This is a genomic window from Rheinheimera sp. A13L (assembly GCF_000217935.1).
Lineage (GTDB): Bacteria > Pseudomonadota > Gammaproteobacteria > Enterobacterales > Alteromonadaceae > Pararheinheimera.
Window position 1 is genome coordinate 1 of the sequence record NZ_AFHI01000059.1, and the last position, 1,097, is coordinate 1,097.

The following is a 1,097-nucleotide window of genomic DNA, read 5'->3' on the forward strand; positions in this document are numbered from 1 at the left end:
CGCTTGCTGCCATGCCCACCACCCGGGAAGGGTGAAACCGTGTCCATAAAATGCTCTACCCGTTCCATTAATTCATCCATCGACCGGCACGTATGATTCCGGGTGATGGTTTCATGCAACGAATGCCACAGCAGCTCGATTTTGTTGTGCCACGGGCTATAGACTGGCAAAAACAAGAGCTTGAATTTCGGGTTATTCTTCAGCCATTTCTCTGCGACTTTACTTTTGTGAATGATGTAGTTATCAACAATCAACGTAATGGTTTTGGCACTTCTGTAGCGTCTGCGCAGTGCTCTGAGTAAGTCGATAAACAGCACTGTATTTTTAGACGTGGAGCCCACATAGGTCACCTGGCCTGAACTGCTGTGCAGTGCTCCAGCCAGAAAGTGTTTCTTGTTTTGCCCCGGTGTAATGACTTTGCGTTGTTGGCCCCGCAATCCCCAATCAGCACCAATTTTCGGATTCAGATGGATATCCACTTCATCTTCATAGAAGACAGGGTTTTCCGCGTCACAGGATGAAAGTGCCTGTTTTATCGCGGCTAATTTTGCCTCTTTATCCGGGTCTTTAATCTGCAATGTTGGTGCAGCACGTCGCCAGACAATACCGTGCTTGGGTAGCCAGCGCCGGATAGTCGAGCTGTGAAGCACAATGTTCAGCGCCTCACGAATAACGATACTGAGCAATTCACTGCTCCAGCGCGAACGCTGGTAGCCAAAATCCTGTGGCCTGAAACTGATAAGCAACTTGAGTAACTCACCGATAAATGTCGGTGGAAAACGTACTTTCTTCCCAGGCAAATCAGCTTGTAACCCATCAAGGTCATCAGCGAGATACCACTTAATCCAACGATTTACACTGGATCGTGCAGCCTGTAGCACTCGGGCAATCTCAGCTTTGGATTTCCCCTGAGCCCACAACAAAATGGCGTTTGCTCTGCGAGCCAGTGGCCTGTTTGGGTTCCATTGCACAATTTTTTTCAGGCGGTACAGCGCCTGTGGCGTAAAAAATGGTAACGTATTCATACTCAATGCGGTTGGTGTCTTTGGTTTTGTTTGGCGACTGATCAGATCGCGCAAACCGCATTGAGTTCCCTT

The 1,097-nt window shown here is 48.5% G+C and carries 1 protein-coding gene; it reads right to left on the reverse strand.

All coding sequences use genetic code 11. The features are described from left to right. The coding region (locus RHEIN_RS17965; RefSeq protein WP_050801220.1) for an IS630 family transposase at positions 1-1,025 on the reverse strand (1,025 nt) is incomplete at its 3' end. Positions 1,026-1,097: the final 72 nt, after the last annotated feature.